The 22,793-nt window shown below is 58.4% G+C and carries 14 protein-coding genes, 1 tRNA gene and 1 CRISPR repeat array; of the genes, 11 read left to right on the plus strand and 4 right to left on the minus strand.

Going from position 1 to position 22,793, the window contains the following annotated elements; all coding sequences use genetic code 11:
* The first annotated feature begins 75 nt into the window (after positions 1 to 75).
* The 3 genes from LC531_RS07735 (at position 76) to LC531_RS07745 (ending at position 3,568) form a co-directional block, all read left to right on the plus strand.
* Complete coding sequence (locus LC531_RS07735) at positions 76 to 2,514, plus strand: DUF349 domain-containing protein (RefSeq protein WP_223649738.1); 2,439 nt, start codon at positions 76 to 78, stop codon at positions 2,512 to 2,514.
* Positions 2,515 to 2,624: 110 nt separating this feature from the next.
* Positions 2,625 to 2,697, plus strand: a tRNA-Thr gene (locus tag LC531_RS07740).
* A gap of 202 nt (positions 2,698 to 2,899) precedes the next feature.
* Entirely contained in the window at positions 2,900 to 3,568 is a 669-nt protein-coding gene (locus LC531_RS07745; RefSeq protein ID WP_223649739.1) for a CRISPR-associated endoribonuclease Cas6, read from the plus strand.
* 373 nt (positions 3,569 to 3,941) lie between these two features.
* Here the strand turns inward: LC531_RS07745 and LC531_RS07750 are convergent, their stop codons facing one another.
* From LC531_RS07750 to LC531_RS07760, 3 genes are all read right to left on the minus strand, one after another.
* Positions 3,942 to 4,235 (minus strand): hypothetical protein, encoded by a 294-nt coding sequence (locus tag LC531_RS07750; protein ID WP_223649740.1) that lies wholly within the window; start codon positions 4,233 to 4,235, stop codon positions 3,942 to 3,944.
* A 283-nt stretch (positions 4,236 to 4,518) separates the two neighbouring features.
* Positions 4,519 to 5,160: a transposase gene (locus tag LC531_RS07755; RefSeq protein WP_336245530.1), complete on the minus strand. Its 642-nt coding sequence runs from the start codon at positions 5,158 to 5,160 to the stop codon at positions 4,519 to 4,521.
* Positions 5,121 to 5,540 (minus strand): helix-turn-helix domain-containing protein, encoded by a 420-nt coding sequence (locus tag LC531_RS07760; protein ID WP_223649741.1) that lies wholly within the window; start codon positions 5,538 to 5,540, stop codon positions 5,121 to 5,123. The genes LC531_RS07755 and LC531_RS07760 overlap by 40 nt, the downstream gene beginning before the upstream one ends.
* Positions 5,541 to 5,607: 67 nt before the next feature.
* Between LC531_RS07760 and LC531_RS07765 the strand changes: the two genes are divergently transcribed.
* The 7 genes from LC531_RS07765 to cas2 all read left to right on the plus strand — a co-directional run bounded on the left by LC531_RS07765 (position 5,608) and on the right by cas2 (position 12,849).
* Complete coding sequence (locus tag LC531_RS07765) at positions 5,608 to 6,153, plus strand: hypothetical protein (protein WP_223649742.1); 546 nt, start codon at positions 5,608 to 5,610, stop codon at positions 6,151 to 6,153.
* Positions 6,150 to 8,366 carry a CRISPR-associated helicase Cas3' gene (gene cas3 / locus LC531_RS07770; protein ID WP_223649743.1) on the plus strand — a complete coding sequence of 739 codons (2,217 nt, stop codon included), beginning with the start codon at positions 6,150 to 6,152 and terminating at the stop codon, positions 8,364 to 8,366. The genes LC531_RS07765 and cas3 overlap by 4 nt, the downstream gene beginning before the upstream one ends.
* Positions 8,367 to 8,381: 15 nt before the next feature.
* Complete coding sequence (locus LC531_RS07775; RefSeq protein WP_223649744.1) at positions 8,382 to 9,701, plus strand: hypothetical protein; 1,320 nt, start codon at positions 8,382 to 8,384, stop codon at positions 9,699 to 9,701.
* 30 nt (positions 9,702 to 9,731) lie between these two features.
* Positions 9,732 to 10,913, plus strand: coding sequence for a CRISPR-associated protein Cas7 (locus LC531_RS07780; RefSeq protein ID WP_223649745.1), 1,182 nt, complete (start codon positions 9,732 to 9,734; stop codon positions 10,911 to 10,913).
* Between the two features lie 64 nt (positions 10,914 to 10,977).
* Entirely contained in the window at positions 10,978 to 11,487 is a 510-nt protein-coding gene (gene cas4, locus LC531_RS07785; RefSeq protein ID WP_223649746.1) for a CRISPR-associated protein Cas4, read from the plus strand.
* 61 nt (positions 11,488 to 11,548) lie between these two features.
* A complete protein-coding gene (gene cas1b, locus LC531_RS07790) occupies positions 11,549 to 12,559 on the plus strand; it encodes a type I-B CRISPR-associated endonuclease Cas1b (protein ID WP_223649747.1) in 1,011 nt (336 codons plus the stop codon).
* Positions 12,560 to 12,585: 26 nt separating this feature from the next.
* On the plus strand, positions 12,586 to 12,849 hold the full coding sequence (cas2, locus tag LC531_RS07795) for a CRISPR-associated endonuclease Cas2 (RefSeq protein ID WP_223649748.1): 264 nt from the start codon (positions 12,586 to 12,588) through the stop codon (positions 12,847 to 12,849).
* 202 nt (positions 12,850 to 13,051) lie between these two features.
* Positions 13,052 to 18,608: direct repeats of the CRISPR family, unit length 29 nt; unit sequence GCTTCAATTGGACCGAGTGGAATTGAAAT.
* 165 nt (positions 18,609 to 18,773) lie between these two features.
* On the opposite strand, the gene alaS is transcribed toward cas2, so the two are convergent.
* Complete coding sequence (gene alaS / locus LC531_RS07800; protein ID WP_223649749.1) at positions 18,774 to 21,515, minus strand: alanine--tRNA ligase; 2,742 nt, start codon at positions 21,513 to 21,515, stop codon at positions 18,774 to 18,776.
* 195 nt (positions 21,516 to 21,710) lie between these two features.
* Here alaS and LC531_RS07805 point away from each other — a divergent pair, with 195 nt between their 5' ends.
* A complete protein-coding gene (locus tag LC531_RS07805) occupies positions 21,711 to 22,775 on the plus strand; it encodes a glycoside hydrolase family 53 protein (RefSeq protein WP_223649750.1) in 1,065 nt (354 codons plus the stop codon).
* The last annotated feature ends 18 nt before the right edge of the window (positions 22,776 to 22,793 follow it).

Here is a 22,793-nt window from a genome sequence, read left to right on the forward strand (position 1 = left end):
TTTTTCTGCCCCCCGTTCCGGCGGCCTTTTTCCTCCCCCTCCCCTGGCCCTGGCCGCCGGTTATTGCTTCGCTTTATGCTGCCCGAAGAAACCCCTACCCCCGCCCCCACGCCCGCTGAGCAGAGCCCGGCCCCGACCGCTGCTTCTGACCCGCAGCGCATTCTCGAAGCCCGCCTGGCCGAGCTCCGCGCCCGGCCCGCCGCTGAGCCTACCGCCGCCGCCCCAGTCCTGAGCGACACGCCGCCCGCCGCCGCCGTGCCCCCCAGCGGGGGCGCTACCCAGACCGAGGTGGACCCCCTGCTCTCAGAGCCCGGCCTGGCCGAAGCCCTGGCCGAGAACGCACCCAACCCATCTACCCCGGACGCCGGCACGCCCGAAGCCACGGCGGCCGCCGAAACCGCCCAGCACGTTTCCGCCGATGTGGCGGCTGAGCACCTTTCGGCCCCGCAGGCGCGCGCCGTGGCCCACTATGGCCAAGCCATGACCCCGGCCACCCAGGAAGCGGAAGCGGAGGCGGGAGCAGCAAGTGAGGACCCAGCCGCCCCTACCCCCCCCGCGCCGGCCGAGGCACCCGAGGCCGCTCCGGTAGCCGAGCTACCCTCGGCAGAGGCCCTTGACGCGGCGCCGGCAGAAGTAGCTACCCTCCCCACTTCCGCTACCGACACCGCTGCCGAAGCCCATCAGGCCGAGCTGGCACACCAGGCGCACGAGCAAGAAGCGCCGCCCGCCGGCAGCGCGGAAGGGGAGGGCGAAGCCGACGACTACGTGCCCGAAACCCCGGCCCCGGATTTCAGTCAGCTCGACCTCGACAGCCAGGCCGCCCACCTCATCGACCTGCTGCGCCGGCCCGATGCGCGCCGCAACCGCCAGCAGATTCTGGAGCTGACCCGCCAGTATGAGGCCAACGTGGCCAGCGCCCGCGCCGCCTCGCGCCAGAAGCTGGGCGAAGACCACAACGCCCCCCAGGAGTTCAGCTTTCAGCCCCCGGCCAGCCAGGCCGAGCTCAACAAAGCTCTCCAGGAGTTTCGCGAGGGCCGCGCCCGCGATGCCAAAGCCGAAGACCAGAGCCGCACCCAGAACCTGGCCCGCAAGCAGGAACTGCTGAGTCAGCTGCGCCAGCTGGTGGAAAGCGCCGAAACCAAGGACAGCTCGCAGAAGCTTAAGCAGCTGCAAGCTGACTGGAAATCTACCGGCCCAGTGCCCCAGACCGATAGCCAGGAAACCTGGAATACCTACCACGGCCTGCTCGACCGCTACTACGCCAACCAGGGCCGCTTTTATGAGCTGAAAGAACTGGACCGCCGCCGCAACCAGGAAGCCAAGGAAGCCCTCATCAGCCGCGCCGAAGCCCTGCAGGCTGCGCCCGGCATTAATAAGGCGCTGGATGAGCTCAAAAAGCTGCACGACGACTGGAAGCACATCGGGCCGGTGCCCGGCGAGCAGCGCGAGCCGCTGTGGCAGCGCTTTTTGGCCGCCTCGGAGGCCGTGCACCTGCGCCGCAAAGAATTCGTGGACGTGCGCTCGGCCCAGGAGGGGCAGAACCTGACCGTGAAGCAGGCCCTGCTGGCGCGGGTGCTGCCCTTTGCCGAGTTCGCCACCGAGCGCGTGAATGAGTGGCGCTCGCGCACCGATGAGCTGCAGGAAATCAAGAAGGAATGGGAAGCCGCCGGCCCCGTGCCCCGCGCCCAGGCCGACCAGCTCAACAAACAGTACTGGAACGCCTACAAGGCATTTTTCAACCGCAAGAACGAGTTTTTCAAGAGTCTCGACTCAGAGAAAAATACCAATCTGCAAGCCAAATACGCCCTCATCGAGCAGGCCGAAGCCGCTCAGCAGAGCGCCGACTTTGACGAGGCCCGCAGCGTGGTGATGCGGGTGCAAAAGGAGTGGAAGGACATCGGCCGGGTACCCGAGAAGCAGGCTGATAAAATCTGGAAGCGCTTCCGCGCCGCCTGCGACAGCGTATTTGACCGCCCTAAGCAGGACACCCGCTCCGCCCGTGGGGACCGCGAGGAGCGCCAGCCGACGGTTGCCAGCGCCGAGCAGACGACCAAGCTGGACGAGGTAGGCCAGCGGGTGGCCGCCCTCTCGCCCGACGCCCCCGGCACGCTCGAAGGCTTCCGCGACCTGCTCGCCGATTGGGCCCAACTCGACGCGGCTGGCTCCGGCACTTCCGACCGGGGCGAGGAGCAACTCCAGACCCTACTGGGTAAGTACCTGGACCAGACTGCCGGCATCACGCCCGCCGACCGCGAGGACCTGCTCTTCCGGGCGGAAGTAGCCCGCCTCAAAGCCCGGCCCCAGGCCCAGCAGGCGTTCACCCGCAAGGAAACCGGCCTGCGCCGTGAGATTCAGGAACTGGAAAACGACGTAGCGACCCTACAAACCAACCTCGATTTCTTCGCCCGCTCCAAAAACGCCGACCAGCTGCGCCAGGAGTACGAAGGCCGCATGGCCGAGGCCCGCACCCGCATCGACAAGCTCAAGAAGCAACTCAAGCAGTTGCGTAGCTAAGCCAGATTTATTTTGCTAAAAGAGGCCGCTCCCACTAGGGGCGGCCTCTTTTATTCGCGGGCACGGGTTGGCCAGTTATCCTTTTTGGCGTACTTTTGCCTCACAATTAAGCCTCCATAGCTCAGTTGGTAGAGCTTCTGACTTGTAATCAGAGGGTCGTTGGTTCGAGTCCGACTGGGGGCTCCGGTTGCTCAATTAAAAGGCACCTCTCGCATTGGCGGGAGGTGCCTTTTTTGCGTGGCCCCCGCCGCTGTTGCGAACGAGCTTAAAAACAATTCAGGGGCTGCTATTTTTGGGGGAAGATTTGGTAATTTATGGCAGTTGTCTTACATTTGACCACTTCATTTAGCAAGCCTATTCTTCCCACCAAACTTAGCCAAGCCCCTTGCGACTTCATCTCTACCTGACCGCTGACCAGGTGGTTCCCTTCGACTACCTGCCCACGTTAAAAAGCGCCTTTCACCGCTGGGCGGGCCACGATGAGGGCTTGCACGATGGCCTCTCGCTTTACTCCTACGCCTGGCTGCGCGGCGGCCGGGCCGGGCGCGGCGTCATTCGCTTTTCGGAGGGCGCGAGCTGGTTTATCTCAGCTCCCGACGAAACCCTGATTCACGCGCTGGTATCGGGCGTGGTGCGCGCCCCCGACCTGGGCCTGGGCCTGCGCGTGGCCGACGCGCGGATGCAGCGCGCGCCCGACTTCGCGGCTGGCGAGCAGGCGTTTCGCGTGGCCAGCCCGGTCTTCATTAAACACGAAACGGAGCGCGGCAAGCCCGCCGACCACCTGCTGCCCGGCCATCCGCTGGCCGACGAGCTGCTGACCGCTACCCTGCGCCACAAGCTGCGCCAGGCCGGCCTGGACGACACGGGCGCGACGGTGCGCTTCGACTCAGCCTTTATTGCCACGGCCAAAACCAAGCTCTTCCGCTACCAGCAGGTGCAGTGCCGCGCCAGCGTGTGCCCGGTGCTGGTGAGCGGCAGCAGCGCGCAAATCGGGTTCGCCTGGGAAGTGGGGGTAGGCCACTCGACAGGCATTGGCTGCGGGGCGCTGGTGTAGTAAAAAAGCAGCCGGATGGGGCTGCTTTAGGTGGATTACTCTTTTTCTCGGCGCTTTTTGTCCGCTTCTATCATGCGTTGCATCGCTTCTTCCCGGCTGATGAGTGAGCCAGCATCTGCCAACAGCTCCCGCCACACCCCGGCGGGGTCGCGGTCTTCGAACGAGTTGTGGAAGTTGACCGGGGCACCAGTAGCGGGCGAGTTCGGCTTCGGTGGCAAGTTCGCCATTGCGCGTGGCTTATCTCTTTTTAGCGGCTTGCTCCTGGACGCGGCGAATCATCTCCTCACGGGTGACGACAGTGCCCCGCGTGGCCAGCAAACGTTGCCAGGCATCGTCCGCGCCGGGGCCTTGGAATGGGTTGGGCTGCTTGGGGTTAGCAGAGGTATCGCCGGACTTCGGCGACGGTGCCGGCGACTTTGATGCCGAGGGCTGCGAATTTTCCAGTGGTGTCATCATATTCCAAAGCTACGAAAAGAAACATGCCCTTGCCCATGAAACCGAACAAACGCCATACAGTTGGGAATTCCGAGGTTGTATCTGGTGCTGATACGTTCACCGGGTCCGCATACACGGCCCGCACCTGCGCCACAGTCACACCCAGCCGCTGGAGTGCTACGGCGCTGAGCTGGCTCACGTCGAGGTCGGGAGTAGGGTTAAGGTTTTCCATAAAAAGAGGAGAAGAAGTGCAATTAGACCACCAGAAGACGTGAATCTCTTACCAATATTCCAAACAGTCCGATTAATAGCCTCACCGACTATTCGCTCATGTGTTTCAATTTCAGCTGATTCTATTGAAATGAGTGAGGTTTAACGAAAATAACAAAGCGAAGCTAAGCCAGTAAACTAGAAAAATTACTTCTACTTCCCTCACCCCAACGACTTTTCTCTCATATCGGCTCTTTAGTGTACTATTGTTCAAGTAAAACACTGCTCTAAGTACCCGTGGTTAATTAGTTTATGTTAAATTTTGAGAAATTTATTCTCCATAAATTTCCTACTTGCGCTAAGCAACGATTAACTGCGTAGAAAAGAGTATCCTTATTAAAGTAGTCACCTGGGTCAAGCTGTTCTTTCTTTAATTTACGCCAAAATGTTTCCGCAATATTGAGGTGTGGCGAATAAGTAGGTAAATAAAATACACGTAATCCGCGTGCTTCCCAAAAAGGTAATTGCTGCTGGATTAGCTGCGCTTTGTGGATACTTACATTATCTACCACAATTACTGTTGGCTTTCGAATCTTAAAAGATAATTCTTCTAGTTGTGTAAAGATAAAATTTGCGCTAATAGTCGTTTCCGTTGTTAACCAATGGGTTTGATTGCGTCGGCTAATAAGTCCCCAAATATTGATTTTATAGCCTTGCTCAACTGGTATGAAAACTTCTTCCCCTAGGAACTGCCACCCGTAGGGCACGTAGCCCGTACTGCACACATGGCTTTCATCTCCGTAAAATAAGTTTAGAAAACCTTGCTCGCAAAGTATCTCTAATTCAGTTAATTGCGCCTTCTTTAAGGCATATAAATCCGGGCAGGGCTTGCCTTTACAGCGCCTTCTTATTCGCTTATATCGTCCGTCAAGACTTTTAAAAAAGATTTAAAGGTGCTCAAGCTAACCGATTTGTTAGTTTCCTGTTCCCATTCCGCTTTAGCCGTTTCAATACGTTGTCTATTCGCTTTGATAGCTTGCAAAACAGACTCTTTATCCTCCACTACGCTTACTACTGCTTTGCGCCCGCGTCCAGTCTTTGTTTGTAGTCCCTCAATACCCTCCTCTTGATAGCGTTTTGTCCACCCATTAATACTTACATAAGTCATAGCCGTAAACTTGGCTACTTGCTCTGAGGTGAGCCCGATAGCTTTTAATAAAATCACTTCGCATCTAGCACGAAAACAGGGCGTCTTTCCCGTTCTAACTCCTTGTTCTAAGGCTGACTTTTCAGATTCACTCAGTAAGGGGGTATTAACTCTTGACATGATGCAAAGCTAATCATTATAACATAAACTAATTAGCAACGAGTACTTACCTCTGATAAACTGGCAAATGCACGAATTGAAAATAGTTACCTACACGGGTCCCTTCGGCTACCTCAAACCCTGGACGGCGGTGCGCGACGGCGAGACTTACTCGCAGCAGTTTCTTACCCCTTCCGTCATTGAGGGGATGCGGCAGAAGCTGAGCGTGGCCCAGATTCTGCGGCACCGGCTGAGCTATGACTTGCTGGATATGCAGCAGGAGGTCGTACACGCCCGCGCCTGGAAGCGCGGCAGGCCCCGCAACACGGGCGTATTGACGCGGGGCATTCTGGTGAACCCGACGCTGCGGCTGGCTTTTGGTAACGAGGAAGATGCGCGGCGGGCGGCCTGCCAGCACCTGTGCCTGTGCCGAAACGAGGACCTGGTGTTTCCGCAAGCGGAAATCAAGACTATTGAGGAGGTCGACTTCGACCGACTCGATGGCTTTGAGTTGCGGTTTGAGGCGGAGCATCCGGCGGCTTTTCCGGTGGGCTACAACCGCTTTGCGGGCGGGGAGTTGATGCGCGGCTGGCTGCAAGTGGGGGGGCGGCCGGTGCGGCTGGCGGGCCGATGAGTGTGCTCGCCAACCCGCACCCACACCTGCTGGCCAAAAGCCGGGAAAACGGCGGCACTACCCTCTACGACCACCTGCTGCACGTGGCGGCGGCGGCGGAAGTCTTCGCCCGTTATGCGAGGCTGGACGTGCCTACGGCTCGGCTGGGGGCCTTGCTGCACGACATTGGCAAGGCCAGCCCGGTGTTTCAGGAGCGCCTGACGAAGCGCCGGAGTAGCCGGGGCGAACAGCCGTTTCGCCACGAGCTGGCATCGCTGCTATTTCTGCCGCTGGTGCCGCACGCCCAGCGCACGCCGGTGCTGGAAATGGTGGTGGCGCATCACAAATCCATGCACCAGGACGCGGGCGAGTTGGGACTGCTCGACCTGGACAACTACGATGAGGAGGCCGTACTTTTCCATCTGGACCGCTGGGACGAGTGGGCACCGGCAGCTTTGGCGCTGCTGGCGGCGCTGGGCGTGGCCGGGGTGCGGCCCCTGCCCCGCGCCGAGGCGGAGGCGGCGCTACGGCAGGCCGTGGCCGACTGCTGGGCGCTGGTGACGACGCACCACTACGGCGCTTCGGCGTGGAAAGGGCTGCTGGTGGGGGCTGACCATTACGCTTCGGCGCTACTGGATGACACGGCCGCTACGATGGCCCAGGCATTCAAGAAGCCCGACCTAAGTTGTTTCGAGCGGCCCGACCGAACCGGGCTTTACCCGCTGGCTAACTACCCGGCCGACTCGGGCCGGCCCCACACGCTGGTGACGGCCCCAACCGGGGCAGGCAAAACGGACTATTTGCTGCGCCGCTGCCGGGGGCGGGTGTTCTACGTGCTACCGTTTCAGGCATCCATCAACGCCATGCACCGGCGGCTACAGAAAGAATTAGAACCTGTCGGGGCCGATGTGCGCCTGCTACACGCGGCCTCACGGGTGCGGCCCGAAACCGACCTGCGCGGCAAGCTCACCTGGGCCGAAAAGGCGTTGCAGGACAAGGTGGGGGCGGCCGTGAAGGTGCTGACGCCGCATCAGTTGGCGGGGCTGGCGTTTGGCACCCGCGGCTACGAAACGCTGCTGCTCGACGTGCGCGGCTGCGATATTATCCTAGACGAGATTCATACCTACACGGCGGTGTCGCAGGCGATGGTGCTCAAGCTGGTGGAAGTGCTCAGCCACGCCGGGTGCCGCCTGCACGTGGGCACCGCCACCATGCCCACCGTGCTCTATGAGCGGGTGGCGGCGCTGCTGGGGCGCGAGCAAGTGCTGGAAATAAAGCTGACCGACGAGGAGCTGCGGGGCTACGACCGCCACCAAATTCACAAAGCCGGCGACTTTATCAGCCTGCTACCGATGCTGCGCCGAGCCGTGGCTGCGAAGGAAAAAGTGCTGCTAGTGTGCAATCGGGTGCGGCGGGCGCAGGAGCTATTTAAGGAACTACAAGAGGAGTTCCTGGACGTGCCCAAGCTGCTGCTGCACAGCCGCTTTAAGCGCGGGCAGCGGGCCGAGCTGGAACGGCGGCTGCTGGACGAAATCAACCCCGAAGCGGTAGTCGGCCCCTGCCTGGTGGTGGCGACGCAAGTGGTGGAGGTGAGCCTGGACATCAGCTTCGACCGCATGGTGACCGAAGCGGCTCCGCTCGATGCGCTGGTGCAGCGGTTTGGCCGCGTGAACCGCCGCCGAACCATAGACACGCGGGGGCAGCTAAAGCCGATTTACGTGCTGGCCCCGCCGGCGGCAGACGACCCAGACAAAGCGGCTAGCGCCAAGCCCTACGACTGGGAGGTGGTGAACGCCAGCTACCAGTCTCTGCCCGACGGCGGTGCGATACTGCACGAGCACGACGTGCAGGCGCTGATTGACGCCGTGTACCCGAGCGTGGACTTTACGGATGTGGAGGCGCACAGTATTTTCCAGAACGGGGCCTGGACCCAGCACCTGCTCACGCACCGCGCCAGCTCCTACCTGCTGGGGCTGCTCGAAATCGACTCGGTAGCCTGCGTACTTGAGCAGGATAAGGAGGCTTACCGCACGGCCTGCCGGACGCAGGATGTGGGGACGCAAACCCAGCTGGAAATTCCGCTTTCCTTCAAGCCCTTTATTATGAATAAAATGGAGCGGCTCGACTACGGGAACCGGCCTTTCGTGGTGGCCGACGCGGCGTATAGCGACGCGCTGGGGCTGCAAACGGAGAAGATAACGGTCCAGACCGGGCCGCTTTTTGAAATCTGGTAATTTCCATACATCGCCATGATAGCCAGCACCATCGGCCAGGAATTTCTGCGCCAGCATAACGCCCGCCACGGCCAGGCACATACGCCCGACGCGTATTTTCGGGAGGTGTTCGTACCCTTGTTTTTCGACCACCCGAACTACTTTATTCCGGGCGGCAACTCGCCGTTGGAAAACCCTAAGTTCAAGAAAGGGACGCGGCCCGAAGCGCCGGAGCGAGCCGAGCGCATCGGCAAGTTTTACCACAAGCTGGCAACCGACCCGGCCGGTTCCAGCCCCATCGGCTACCCATCCAGCGACCCGGAGGCCAACACGTCGGGACAGGTGAGCAACCTGGGCCTAACTGTGAGTACGGATGAGGCCATGCTCTCGTGGGTGGGCGGCGGGCTGGGCGTGGGCGTGGACGGCGGCTACCAACTGTTATTCACCAACCCCGACCTGCTGCACCTGCTGGAAGAAGGTTGGCAGCACTACCGGCACTTCCTCAACACCACCGAGGGCATCGCGCCCAACCAGGTGAACTCCTGGAACGGGCATTGGCTGGCCCACGCGCTGGGCGCGGCCTACAACCCCGCCCAGCCGCTGGCGGGCTTCGGCACCGACACCTGGCTGGCCAGCGAAGGCCCCACCCAGGGCCGGGTGCAAACCGTGGCCTGGAACAAGCTGCTCTTTGGGCTGGCCCGGCGGCTGGGGCAGCGCCCGCTGGTGGCCTACGTGTACAATCTGGGGCAGATGAACACGACCATCGGCTTTTTGCCGCTGCTGCTGCCCGACGTGCGCCGCGTGGTGGAGCTGTACCGCCGGCTCTTTGGCGAGCTGGACTACGCCCGCGACCGGCCGGTGCTGGAAACCATCTACGGCTCGGCCTTTGGCTTTCGGCGGGCGTGCCAGTTGGGCAGCATTGGGGTGCAAGCGCTGGAGCCCAAGTGGTTGCGGGGGCTGATGCCGTATGCGGGCAACGGCAAGGAGGGCAAAATGCCGAAGCTGGACAAATCCGACAACACCCAAGTTATTTCTTTTCACGCTTACCAAACCTGGCTCTTAGCAATGCTTAATAACGACTCACTCTGGGAAGAATCTGAAAAAGTGGCTCACCTGCTGCTGGCCTACGAGGCCGGGGCCGGCAAGCTTAATACCAAGCGCGGCAACGCGGTGCAGGCCGTGCTCAAAGCCACCAACCGCCGCCGGTTTCAGGATGCGATGGAGCCAGTAGTGGCCGACAGCAACCCGCCCGCCGAGGCCATTGCCCTCTGCCACGCCGTGCACCTGCTGCCCGAAGATAACTTCCAGTATTTCCTGACTCTCGTGCGCCTACGCTACGCCGAGTTCGCCCGCTAACTCATCTTCAACCCGCTAAATTTCAATATTATGCAGCCTAACCTTTTCCCTGATGCGTCGGCCGCAGCCGGCCCCGCTTCCGCCGCTAACGCAGCCGTGGAGCAACAGCCCTTCCTCTACCTGCGCGGCCTCAAGCACGCCGACCACACCGTGTTTTCGGTGCAGGACGGGCAGAAGCGCTACTACGACCCCCAATTTGAGCGCACTGTACCATACTCCAGCGGCCAGCAGGTAAAACGCTCGTTGCTTGACACGCTGCGGCAGCAGTTGCAGGTGGCCCCCGCGCCCACCACGTTTGTGTTCGATGTGAGCGAGAAAAAAGGCAAGCAGTCGCTCGACGAAGGCGAGGTACTCTCGGCCTGCGACCCGCGCTACGCCGACCAGCTGCTGGGCGGCTGGATGGCGGCCCGCGCCGCTTCGGCCACGGCCGGCGACCAGGACAAGGGTGGTGAGAAAAAGGAGCGGACTCTGAAACGGCGAAGCCCGTTATCTATTTCGGCCATGCGGCCCCTGCACCCGCTGCTGGGCACTTTCAGCAAGGAAAACCTCACCTTTGACCGCCGCGAAACCGCCGGCCAGAACAAGGTGGTGGTGCGGGGCACCGATGGCAAGCCGCTGACCGAGGAGGCCATTGCCGGCCTGCTGGACGGCGTGGACCGGAGCCTGTTTATGAAGTGGATACCGGATGCGGGCAGGACCAGCGGCTTGTTTGTGCACGACGTAGCCATCGACCTGCGGACGCTGTTTTGCGTGTCCACTAACTCGTTTGAGCCGGAGGTGCCCAAGGCTATTCTGACCCAGCTGCGTGACAACGGCTGGCAGACGGGGCAGAATGCGTTTGGCGAGTGCCTGGTGTGCCCGGCCGCCGAGCGGGAGCGCATCATCCCGGCGCTGGCTTACGCGCTGCTAAACTGGCGCATCACCAGCAACCAGGCCCGCACGTTCAGCCCGATGGAGACGCTGGCCGTGGCCATCAGCGACAATGCCAACCGCATCACGGGGGCCATCCGGGCCAAGCTCGACCCGGAAAACGAGAAAAAGGCGCTACCTATTGTGGAGCAGCTGCCAGGCACGGAAGTATTCGTGACGCTGGCCGGGGCGGGCTACTTCCGCACCTACGACGAGTCGGCCGATGCGTTAGACCGCGCCGCGGCGCATCTGATGGAGCGCCTGCGTGGCTTCAACTACGAGGGGCAGCCGGCGGCGAAATAGCGTTTTGTGCGCCCAGCTGGCCGTGTGGGCTAGCCGGGCGTTTTTGCTTATGCTGACCTGAACCATGAAGCCCCTCACCGCCACCCACGTCAAATACTTCCACCTGTGCCAACGCAAGCTGTGGCTTTTCGACCGCGACGTGTGGATGGAACACACTTCGGAGGCCGTGGCGGCGGGCGAGCTGCTGCACCAGACAGCCTACCCCCAGCGGGCCGAGCGCTACCGCGAAATCAGCATCGGCGGCAGCCGGATTGACTTTTACGACCCGCAGCGCAAGGTGGTACACGAACTGAAGAAGTCGAACAAGATGGAAGCTTCTAACGTGGCGCAGGTGAAGTACTACCTCTGGCTGCTAGAGGCGCACGGCGTGGAAGGCCCTACCGCCATCTTGGAATATCCGAAGCTGCGCCAGACGCAGGCGGTGGACCTTACCGCTGAGGACCGCGCCCGCATCCCCGGCGAGCTAGCCGCTATGCGGACGTTGCTAGCCGATGAAACTACCTGCCCGCCCGTTATCAACAAGCCGTTCTGCAAACAATGCGCCTACTATGAGTTTTGCTACGTGGCCGAGTAGCTTCCTACCCCCCAGCCAGTCCGCGTAGCGGGCGTATCCGTTAAATCAGCTTGAATCTGCGGTGAAAAAAACCTACTACCTCTTTAATCCCGGCCGGCTCTCGCGCCAGGACAATACCCTCAAGTACACGGCCTACGACGAGGCCGGAGCCGAGGGCCAGACCCGCTTCCTACCCATCGAGGACGTGGCCGACCTCTACGTGTTCGGCGCGCTCGATGCCAACTCGGCGCTGTATAATTTCCTGGGTAAAAACGGCGTGTCGGTGCATTTCTTTGACTACTATGAGCACTACACTGGCTCCTTTATGGCCAAAGAATACCTGCTGGCCGGCCGCCTGCAGGTAGCTCAAACGGGCCACTACACCAGCCTGCCCAAGCGCCTGGTACTGGCCCGCAAACTGGTGGAAGGCGCGGCCTTCAACCTGCTCAAAAACCTGCGCTACTACCAAAGCCGGGGCCGGGAGGTAGGGGCCGAAATCGCGCAGATGGAGCTGTACGTGGCCGCCCTACCCCACGCCACGACGATAGCCGAGATAATGGGCTATGAGGGCAACATCCGGCAGACGTACTACCGCTGCTTCGAGCAGCTGGTGCGCGTGCCGGGCTTCACGTTTGATAAGCGCAGCACCCAGCCACCCCAGAACGAGCTGAATGCGCTGCTTAGCTTCGGCAACATGCTCTGCTACGCGGCCTGCCTCTCGCAGATTTATCACACCCAGCTCAACCCCACCATCTCGTTCTTGCACGAGCCGGGCAGCCGCCGCTTCTCGCTGGCCCTGGATATGGCCGAGATTTTTAAGCCCCTGCTCGTGGACCGCACCATCTTCCGGCTGCTCAATAAAAAGGAGATTCAGCCCCGCGATTTCGTGCGCGAGCTGGACGGCTGCCTGCTCAAGGAAACCGGCCGCAAGACGTTCGTGCGCGTGTTTGAGGAGCGCCTCAAGGAAACCATTCAGCACCGCCGCCTCAACCGCACCGTCAGCTACCAGCACCTCATCAAGCTGGAGTGCTACAAGCTGACCAAGCACTTGCTGGCAATGGAAGAGTATCAACCCTTTAAAGCCTGGTGGTAGGCCAGCCCCTACCCCCCTTCCACACCATGTACGTTATTCTCGTTTACGATATGAAGCAGCAGCGCGTGGGCCGGATGCTGAAGCTCTGCCGCCGCTACCTGCACTGGATTCAAAACTCCGTTTTTGAGGGCGAAATCAGCGAGGTAAAGCTGGCGGAGCTGCTGGCCAAGGCGCGCACCATTCTGAAGGAGGAGGAAGACAGCGTTATTCTTTTCAAGAGCCGCACGCACCAGTGGCTGGAAAAGCAGGTAGTAGGCCGCGAGCGCAGCCCGTTGGATACCATCCTGTGAGCCGCCGCATCGTCGGTCGGCTAACCAGCGCGGCCTTTACTGACCCCAAATGCCACGCAGAGCGCTAACCATCTGATTTACAGAGTTGTCTATCCCCAGGGTAAATCCTACTATTTGCCATCGACGACTCACGAGGTTTTTTAAAGTATTAACATGTGGGTTTCCCGAGCACTAGCGCGTATAATTGCGCTGGTTTTGGCGGGCTTCAATTGGACCGAGTGGAATTGAAATTTCGCAATCAAGGCTCTAAGTGGATAAGCTATCATAGCTTCAATTGGACCGAGTGGAATTGAAATACGAGCCCGGTTACGCGCTGTTGCGCGCCAAGCTAGCTTCAATTGGACCGAGTGGAATTGAAATACCAGGCTGTTACGCTGTTTTACGACCCGGCTACCGGCTTCAATTGGACCGAGTGGAATTGAAATACGGTAAAGAAATCGCCTGCTGGGCCTGCGCGGCCAGGCTTCAATTGGACCGAGTGGAATTGAAATATGAGTGGGACTTACCGCCCACGCCTACTAATTTTTGCTTCAATTGGACCGAGTGGAATTGAAATTTCTACTTGCCGGTGCCGCCTCCTGTCGTTACTAGCGCTTCAATTGGACCGAGTGGAATTGAAATGTCTTTGACCATTTTCAAGGCGTTTGAGTGGAAACTGCTTCAATTGGACCGAGTGGAATTGAAATGATGCAGGCGGTCTTGAGGAGCTGCTTTAGCTGGTGGCTTCAATTGGACCGAGTGGAATTGAAATTTCCAAAGTACGTATATGCCACTAACATAGTACTTGCTTCAATTGGACCGAGTGGAATTGAAATTGGATGCCAGGCCCGCGGCCAGCGTGAGCTGGGTCGGCTTCAATTGGACCGAGTGGAATTGAAATACCTGGCGCACGAATACTTTACGGCCGGCCCTGTTGCTTCAATTGGACCGAGTGGAATTGAAATATTCGGGCCCTGCTCCGCCTAAGCTGTTACGCGCCAAGCTTCAATTGGACCGAGTGGAATTGAAATGCCTCATTACCACGAACCCCGGCCAGTCGTTTTCGGGCTTCAATTGGACCGAGTGGAATTGAAATTTGCCCGGCATCGGCGCGGCTACAAACAATTTGATTGCTTCAATTGGACCGAGTGGAATTGAAATGTTATGTCCGTGAACCGGACGCAGACCCCGACCTCGCTTCAATTGGACCGAGTGGAATTGAAATTTCCTAAAATTGCTCGGCTACGAGCCCCCTAAAGGTGCTTCAATTGGACCGAGTGGAATTGAAATTTTGTCCTCGCTTTTGTTCCTCAATACCATGTCTTGGCTTCAATTGGACCGAGTGGAATTGAAATTTGTGGTGCTCCTGGCGCTTTCTCCGCTGGTTCTCGGCTTCAATTGGACCGAGTGGAATTGAAATCGGTGAGCGTGAGCAGCATAGACCTGATTAGCGCCGGCTTCAATTGGACCGAGTGGAATTGAAATACGTACTGTGCGACGCGGTGCAGCGCGGCACGCTGGCTTCAATTGGACCGAGTGGAATTGAAATATTGGTTTTGCGGGCCGAGGGTATTGGTAAAAGTGGCTTCAATTGGACCGAGTGGAATTGAAATTTTCGTCACGGGTAGCCGAAAAGCGCAGGTCCGGGCGCTTCAATTGGACCGAGTGGAATTGAAATTTTTTGTATATGGCGTTCTGAATCATGAAAGCCAGCGCTTCAATTGGACCGAGTGGAATTGAAATTTGAAATGAGCGCGGCGCGGGTGATTTTGCTGCCCGCTTCAATTGGACCGAGTGGAATTGAAATCTGTTCAGATTCGGCCCGTCGAAGGTTTGATGGCCAGCTTCAATTGGACCGAGTGGAATTGAAATACGAGGCCAGCAGCCCCGCCGGCCTGGCGGCGGCAAAGCTTCAATTGGACCGAGTGGAATTGAAATTTTTACGGTCGCGTAGCTTCAGGCCACGGTTCTGGAGCTTCAATTGGACCGAGTGGAATTGAAATTGGCCCCCGAGCCGCAGGGCACTAATCGAGCCGGCGGGCTTCAATTGGACCGAGTGGAATTGAAATGTGGGGTCGGCCTCCGCTTCGGGTTCCGGGTCGCGCGCTTCAATTGGACCGAGTGGAATTGAAATTTCCTGAGCTGGAAACGGGGTTTTCTTTTAATCGAGGCTTCAATTGGACCGAGTGGAATTGAAATCTATTGCTGTCCACCAAGTAGGCGTAGGCTTGCACGCGCTTCAATTGGACCGAGTGGAATTGAAATATGCCGCCGAGCGCCTCAACGGCGAGATTGCCCAGGCTTCAATTGGACCGAGTGGAATTGAAATACCTCAAAAAGCAACGCCAGCAGGCCCTGGAAGACCGCTTCAATTGGACCGAGTGGAATTGAAATGCTACCGTGAATTGCACCTTGCCGCCCACCATGCTCGCTTCAATTGGACCGAGTGGAATTGAAATGAGGAAAGGTCGCGGGGCCACTCAGGGCGAATGTAGGCTTCAATTGGACCGAGTGGAATTGAAATGTGTGCAGCGGCTCGAACAGGGGCGAGCGGAATTGGGCTTCAATTGGACCGAGTGGAATTGAAATAGAATACCTATACCTACGAGAAAGGCAGGCGTTGCAGCTTCAATTGGACCGAGTGGAATTGAAATTTTTGCTTGACGCTGGCATTACCGTACAGACTGGCACGCTTCAATTGGACCGAGTGGAATTGAAATACCAAAAAGTGATTGATGACCTGCTGGAGAAGCAGGGCTTCAATTGGACCGAGTGGAATTGAAATTTACGGGCGCGCAGCTGCTGCTCGACGGGGTACCCGGCTTCAATTGGACCGAGTGGAATTGAAATACTCGGCCTTGGCCCTACTGGCCCCCAACGCCAGTGGCTTCAATTGGACCGAGTGGAATTGAAATACCCTACCCCCTAGCCCTACCCCCGCCCGGCCCGTGGCTTCAATTGGACCGAGTGGAATTGAAATTTTACAAGCCACGCGCAATCGTCTTACCGTCAGGCGAGCTTCAATTGGACCGAGTGGAATTGAAATGCAAAAAGAGCCAGGAGGGCGTGAGCGCAGCGCAGCGCTTCAATTGGACCGAGTGGAATTGAAATCGAGGCCAAACGACTCGATTTCGCAACAGTGGCAATGCTTCAATTGGACCGAGTGGAATTGAAATGTCTGAACGACAAAGCCCCGAAGCCGTGAGCGCCTGGCTTCAATTGGACCGAGTGGAATTGAAATTTTTGGCGCGGACAGCGGCAAGCTGCGTTACTTCCTGCTTCAATTGGACCGAGTGGAATTGAAATTTGGCGCGGCTGCAAAGGGGCTTCGCGCTGCTGCAAGCTTCAATTGGACCGAGTGGAATTGAAATTTTGTTCGTGTTTGGTTCGTGCTTTGTGCTTTTATTTGCTTCAATTGGACCGAGTGGAATTGAAATAAGCGTGGCCCCTCGACCTCCAAATACGCGGCCGACGCTTCAATTGGACCGAGTGGAATTGAAATATGATAACCCGGCTTTGCCCACGTCCCTACCCCTGGCTTCAATTGGACCGAGTGGAATTGAAATTTATTTTGGTTTGGGCCTGGCTTAAAAAAGCCGCCAGGCTTCAATTGGACCGAGTGGAATTGAAATATTCCTTGAAATGCGGGGAGAGCTGCTTAGTTCCCGCTTCAATTGGACCGAGTGGAATTGAAATTACTTCTGGTCAATCCAGCGCGCCACGGGGTAGAATGCTTCAATTGGACCGAGTGGAATTGAAATTTTCTTCAAACTGTGGACGCTGAGCGTGCGGGCGCGCTTCAATTGGACCGAGTGGAATTGAAATAACCAAGCGGCGGCGGCAAGCTGATGAAACTGCAAGGCTTCAATTGGACCGAGTGGAATTGAAATTTCTCGGCCATTCTGTTCGCCGTGGATATGGCTTGGGCTTCAATTGGACCGAGTGGAATTGAAATGGGATTGGCAAAATAAGGGGGCTGGTGAGCAGCAAAGCTTCAATTGGACCGAGTGGAATTGAAATAATTCGGGGACATCTCGGTGCATCCGCAGTTCATCGGCTTCAATTGGACCGAGTGGAATTGAAATTGGGGAAGCCGGCGCACTGGCTGATAAAGCCGTCCTGGCTTCAATTGGACCGAGTGGAATTGAAATTTGTTGAGGAGCCGTATCAGCACGTAGCTGTAATTGCGCTTCAATTGGACCGAGTGGAATTGAAATATGGGTCCAGGCAGCCCGGTACTGGGTTGGGGGCGGGCTTCAATTGGACCGAGTGGAATTGAAATAACTCGACCCCGCCGGCCTGTGGCTGGCCAGCGGTCGCTTCAATTGGACCGAGTGGAATTGAAATACAAGACAACCCGCGTGAATGCTGCCAGCCCCTTCAGCTTCAATTGGACCGAGTGGAATTGAAATCTATTCTGTTATTAGCCCTGGCCTACGTGGCCAAAGCGCTTCAATTGGACCGAGTGGAATTGAAATGCTACTAGCCCCGTGGTGCCGGTAGCCGCGGCCACCGCTTCAATTGGACCGAGTGGAATTGAAATGTACTACGCTACTGGTATGAAGAATACCTGCCTGAGAGCTTCAATTGGACCGAGTGGAATTGAAATTAGGCCTGCACCAGCGTGTCGCGGCTAGCCTTGGGCGCTTCAATTGGACCGAGTGGAATTGAAATTTTCTGCGTGAATTTACGGAACGGCTGCTGGCGGCCGCTTCAATTGGACCGAGTGGAATTGAAATACTTCGCCCGCCTGCCGCGTGACCGTCCGGGGGGCGGCTTCAATTGGACCGAGTGGAATTGAAATACGACTGGAAATTCCTGCAAGCCCGTTACCAGAAGGCTTCAATTGGACCGAGTGGAATTGAAATTTCTGAGGTCAATTTCTGGCAATGGATGGGCACCGAGCTTCAATTGGACCGAGTGGAATTGAAATCTGCTCAACGTTGCGCCGCCGCCGGACCCTACGGCCGGCTTCAATTGGACCGAGTGGAATTGAAATTGCTAGTCTCGCTTTTCTCTGCGGAACTGCACGTTGGCTTCAATTGGACCGAGTGGAATTGAAATGTAGCTGACGCACCTGACGCGCCCACCCCCGACCCGGCTTCAATTGGACCGAGTGGAATTGAAATACCACGAGGACGACTACAAGAGCTTCTGGCTCTGGCGCTTCAATTGGACCGAGTGGAATTGAAATACCTTCCTCTTCAAGGGCAAGGAACTGAACGCGGGGGGCTTCAATTGGACCGAGTGGAATTGAAATTTGCAAGGTCCCCGCCTGCTTGACCGCGCAACGGGAGGCTTCAATTGGACCGAGTGGAATTGAAATGTGGTCGTTCCGTTGCCGTTGCAAGGTCCCCGCCTGGCTTCAATTGGACCGAGTGGAATTGAAATACGCTTACGGCCACGTGGCCCATTGGGACAGTCGCCGCTTCAATTGGACCGAGTGGAATTGAAATTTGCAAGGTCCCCGCCTGCTTGACCGCGCAACGGGAGCTTCAATTGGACCGAGTGGAATTGAAATGTGGTCGTTCCGTTGCCGTTGCAAGGTCCCCGCCTGGCTTCAATTGGACCGAGTGGAATTGAAATACATCACCCGGCCGCAGCTCTGGCCTACCCAAGACCGCTTCAATTGGACCGAGTGGAATTGAAATGATTTTAGCCTGGTGGGCACGGACGCGCCGGCCGGCGCTTCAATTGGACCGAGTGGAATTGAAATTAGGTGTCGTCGTCGAGTAGTGCGTCCTCGGCCTGGCTTCAATTGGACCGAGTGGAATTGAAATGCGTAGCCCAGCGCACAGTCCTCGAAAATAAGAATCGCTTCCATTGGGCCGAGTGGAATTATTAGGCTTCGATTACTTAGCGTATCACTTTCTAGCTGACAAAGTACAGGCTCGCTGACCAAAGCCAGTGGGCCTGTACTTTGTCAGTGTCAGAACCTTAGCCCGCTAAAAGTTGGCCACCACCAGCGCCTCGGCGCGGGCCAGGGCAGCAGGCAAGCCGGCCGCGTTTTTGCCGCCAGCTGTGGCGAAGAACGGCTGGCCCCCGCCTCCCCCTTGAATATCCTTGGCCAGGTCACGCACCAGGGTGCTGGCGTTGAGCTTGCCAGCTTTAACTATGTCGTCGTCGAGCATCACGGCCAGCTGAGGCTTGCCGTCGAGGTCGGCGCCGAGAAACAGCACGAGGCCGGGCACGGCCTGGCGCAGGTCGTAGGCCAGCTTCTTGAGGTCGTCGGCGCTGCTGGCCTGCACCTGAGCGGCCAGGAATTTCACGCTCCCCAGGTCCTTCACCTGGCCCACAAGCTGCGCCTTTTGTTGGTTGATTTGCTGCTGGCCAAACTGCTCAATTTGCTTGCGCAGGGTGGCAATTTCATCGGTCTGCTTTTCCAGCGAAGTCAGCAGGTGCTGCGGGTTGCCGAGGGCCTCGCGCACTTGGTTCAGCAAGTCAATCTGCTGGTCCACGAAGGCTTCGGCCGCGCCGGCCGTTACGGCCTCGATGCGGCGCACACCCGCACCCACAGCGCTCTCAGTCGTTATTTTGAAGTAGCCGATGCTGCCCGTGTTGGCCACGTGCAGGCCGCCGCACAGCTCCACCGAGTACTCTTTGTCGAAGGTGATGACGCGCACAAACTCGCCGTACTTCTCGCCAAACAAGGCCATCGCACCCAGGTTTTTGGCCTCCGCAATGGGCACGTTGCGGCGCTCGACCAGCGGAATCTGCTGGCGGATGCGCGCATTTACTACCTCCTCAATTTCGCGCAATTGCGCCTCTGTCACTTTGGTGAAGTGCGAGAAGTCGAAGCGCAGCAGCTTTTCATTCACCAGCGAGCCTTTTTGCTGCACGTGGCTGCCCAGCACCTGGCGCAGCGCGGCTTGCAGCAAGTGCGTGGCCGTGTGGTTGTTGCGAATGAGCGTACGCCGCGCCGCATCGGGCCGGGCGCGCAGCTCGGCCGTTAGCTCCTGCGGCAGGCTTAGCGTGGTATGGATAATGAGGTCGTTTTCCTTCTTCGTGTCAATCACGCGCAGCTTATCGAAGTCGCTTTCGAGGTAGCCGGTGTCGCCCGTCTGGCCGCCGCTTTCGGCGTAGAAGGGCGTTTGGTCGAGCACCAGCTGGTACTCGATTTTGCCCTTTTTGTCGATTTTGCGGTAGCGCAGCAGGCGGGCGTTGGCCTCGTCGTGGTCGTAGCCCACAAACTCGTTGGGCGCGTCGTGCTCGGTCACGGTCACCCAGTCCGATTGCTCAGTTTCCTGGGCGTTGCGGCTGCGGTTTTTCTGCTCGGCTAGTAACTTATCGAATTCTACCTCCCAACTGGTATGCAGTTCGGCTCTGTCAGAACTCTCTCTAATAATTAATTGAGTCAAGTCTTTCGGAAATCCATACCTATCAGATAGAATAAAGACATCCTCACCAGTGAGATAGATAACCAGGCCATCTATAGATTCGCCTCGCGTTTGATAAGCCTTTTTTGTGCCTTCATACTGGCTATGAATCCGGCTCTCAAGCATATTAAGCCCAGCTTCTAAGGTTCTGAGAAAAGTAGTTTCTTCTTCCTCAATCACCCGCGTCACAAACGCCTGCTGGGCTTTCAGTTCGGGGAAGATGCTGGCCATCTGGTCAGCCAGCACCGGCACGAGCTTGTAGAGAAAAGGCTGCTTCTGGTTCAGGCTCGAAAAAGCGTAGCGCACCGCCCGGCGCAAAATGCGCCGAATCACGTAGCCGGCCTTCACGTTGCTGGGCAGCTGGCCATCGGCAATGGTGAAGGCGATGGCCCGGATGTGGTCGGCCAGCACCCGAATGGCGATGTCAGTTTTCTCGTCTTCGGTGGTCGGCAGGTCGGTGACGGTGGCCGGCGAGGTGCCCTTATACACTACCCCCGCTTCCTTGGCAATAAACTGGATAAGCGGCTGAAATACATTGGTATCGTAGTTCGATTTCACGCCCGATACGGCCATCATCAGGCGCTCGAAGCCCATGCCGGTATCCACGCTTTGGGCGGGCAGCTTGATGAGCGACTTGTCGGCCAGCCGCTGGAATTCCATGAACACGTTGTTCCAGACCTCCACTACTTGCGGGTGGTCGGCGTTCACCAGCTCGCGGCCCGATTTGGCGGCGCGCTCCTCATCCGAGCGCAGGTCGATGTGGATTTCGGTGCATGGGCCGCAGGGTCCAGTGTCGCCCATCTCCCAGAAGTTGTCCTTCTTGTTGCCGGGCAAAATGCGGTCGTCGGTGGTGTACTGCCGCCACAGGGCCTGCGTTTCGGTATCGGGGCCGGTGCCGTCGGCAGCATCACCGGCAAAATACGTCACATATAGGCGGTCTTTTTCGAGCTTAAATACGTCCGTAAGTAGTTCCCAGGCCCAGTTGATAGCGTCTTTTTTGAAATAATCGCCGAAAGACCAGTTGCCCAGCATCTCGAACATTGTGTGGTGGTAGGTATCGTAGCCTACCTCTTCCAAATCGTTGTGCTTACCACTGACGCGCAGGCACTTCTGCGTATCAGCAATGCGCTTGTAGGGCGCCGGCTTGTTGCCCAGGAAGTAGTCTTTGAACGGTGCCATGCCGCTGTTGATGAACAGCAGCGTGGGGTCGTCCTTGACCACGAGCGGGGCCGAGGGCACGATGTGGTGGCCTTTAGAAGCGAAGAAATCGAGGAATTGCTGGCGAACGTGCGCGGCGGTGGGGAGCGACATGGCTTTACTGAAATCGGCCCAAAGGAGCGGGGCCGGCGGCGGGGCAAAGGTAGCCTGCGTAAACACTCGCGCGAAACCGGCCGTTCACCCCTGGCCCATGCGGCCCCGGCCGGGGGGTAGGGACCGGCGCGCGGCTAGCCGTGTATCTTGCGGTGCTGAACCGGCCTTCTTCTTATTCTTAGCCCCTATTTTGTGATGTCGTTTCGTTTTTTGGCCAGTTTGGGACGGCGAGTGCTACCGGGCTTTTTAGCGCTGGCGCTGGGCCACGCAGCCCGCGCCCAATCGGCCCCGGCCAGGCGGGCAACGACCTCGGCCGCCCGGCCGCACCTGGGCAAGGTGCTGGGCGCCGATATCTCCTTCCTACCCCAGCTGGAAGCGCGGGGCCTGAAGTTTTCGGACAAAGGCGTGGAAAAAGACGCCATCCAAATCCTCAAAGACCACCATTTCAACTACATCCGGCTGCGGATTTTCAACAACCCGGCGGCCGATAGCGGCTACTCGCCCGGCAAGGGCTTTTGCGATTTGCCGCATACCCTGGCCATGGCCAGGCGCGTGAAGGCCGCCGGCCTGAAGCTGCTGCTCGACTTCCACTACTCCGACACCTGGGCCGACCCGCAGAAGCAGTTCAAGCCCCTGGCCTGGAAAGAGCTGCACGGCGCGGCGCTGGCCCAGGCCGTGCACGACTACACCAAAGAAGTATTGCTGGCCCTGCAAGCCCAGGGCACCCTGCCCGATATGGTGCAGGTGGGCAACGAAATCAACCACGGCCTGCTGTGGCCCGACGCCCGCGTGCAACTCCCTGACAGCCTGAGTCGCTATGACACGTTGGCCCAGCTGGCGCAAGCTGGCTCCCGCGCCGTGCGCGAGGTGAACCCCCAAACGCTGGTAATGCTGCACATTGCGCTCGGCGGCCAGACCCAGCTTTCCAACGCCTGGCTCGACCGGATGCAGGCCCGCAAAGTGGACTTTGACGTGATTGGCGAATCGTACTATCCCAAATGGCACGGCACCATTCCCGACCTCAAGGCCAATCTCACGCAGCTGGCCCGGCGCTACCCCCAGGATATTGTGGTGGTCGAGTATTCGGAGCGCAAGCTGGAAGTTAACGACGTGGTTTTCAATCTACCCGGCGGCAAAGGCAAGGGCAGCTTCATCTGGGAGCCGCTCAATACCTGGGAGGCCGTCTTCGACAAGCAGGGCCGCGCCAACGACCTGCTGCCGCTCTACGATGAGATTAGTCGGAAATATAAAATTCAGTAACTTCGCCCGCCCCTACCC

Origin of the sequence: Hymenobacter psoromatis (genome assembly GCF_020012125.1) — a bacterium.
Taxonomy (GTDB): Bacteria; Bacteroidota; Bacteroidia; order Cytophagales; family Hymenobacteraceae; genus Hymenobacter; species Hymenobacter psoromatis.

Excerpts from the sequence above, each read along its gene's own strand:
- LC531_RS07735 (WP_223649738.1), top strand. The coding sequence starts at position 76 with ATGCTGCCCGAAGAAACCCCTACCCCCGCCCCCACGCCCGCTGAGCAG.
- LC531_RS07750 (WP_223649740.1), bottom strand. The coding sequence starts at position 4,235 with ATGGAAAACCTTAACCCTACTCCCGACCTCGACGTGAGCCAGCTCAGC.
- LC531_RS07760 (WP_223649741.1), bottom strand. The coding sequence starts at position 5,540 with ATGTCAAGAGTTAATACCCCCTTACTGAGTGAATCTGAAAAGTCAGCC.
- LC531_RS07765 (WP_223649742.1), top strand. The coding sequence starts at position 5,608 with ATGCACGAATTGAAAATAGTTACCTACACGGGTCCCTTCGGCTACCTC.
- cas3 (WP_223649743.1), top strand. The coding sequence starts at position 6,150 with ATGAGTGTGCTCGCCAACCCGCACCCACACCTGCTGGCCAAAAGCCGG.
- LC531_RS07775 (WP_223649744.1), top strand. The coding sequence starts at position 8,382 with ATGATAGCCAGCACCATCGGCCAGGAATTTCTGCGCCAGCATAACGCC.
- LC531_RS07780 (WP_223649745.1), top strand. The coding sequence starts at position 9,732 with ATGCAGCCTAACCTTTTCCCTGATGCGTCGGCCGCAGCCGGCCCCGCT.
- cas4 (WP_223649746.1), top strand. The coding sequence starts at position 10,978 with ATGAAGCCCCTCACCGCCACCCACGTCAAATACTTCCACCTGTGCCAA.
- cas2 (WP_223649748.1), top strand. The coding sequence starts at position 12,586 with ATGTACGTTATTCTCGTTTACGATATGAAGCAGCAGCGCGTGGGCCGG.
- alaS (WP_223649749.1), bottom strand. The coding sequence starts at position 21,515 with ATGTCGCTCCCCACCGCCGCGCACGTTCGCCAGCAATTCCTCGATTTC.
- LC531_RS07805 (WP_223649750.1), top strand. The coding sequence starts at position 21,711 with ATGTCGTTTCGTTTTTTGGCCAGTTTGGGACGGCGAGTGCTACCGGGC.